At 32.9% G+C, this 210-nt stretch carries 1 protein-coding gene; it reads left to right on the forward strand.

Annotation, left to right across the window (positions count from 1 at the left end):
• Positions 1 to 11 precede the first annotated feature (11 nt).
• The coding region (locus tag L979_RS16925; protein WP_231559562.1) for a hypothetical protein at positions 12 to 210 on the forward strand (199 nt) is incomplete at its 3' end.

The raw sequence follows: 210 nt of genomic DNA on the forward strand, positions 1-210 counted from the left end.
AACACAATAGCATGGAGTTTTGGCAGAAAGTAATTAAAAAGTTGCTATGCACGCGCTATGTTGACCTGTACCCTATATTTGATAGTGAAACAGGAGATCTATTAGACCTACTATTTGCTAACGATAAAAAAGAATATAAACCTGAAGAATTAGTAAGGCTTATCAGTCCTTTTTATATCAATGAGGATACAAGTATTTTAGATAATGCTC

It is taken from the genome of Kocuria sp. ZOR0020 (assembly GCF_000800955.1).
Lineage (GTDB): Bacteria > Actinomycetota > Actinomycetes > Actinomycetales > Micrococcaceae > Kocuria > Kocuria subflava.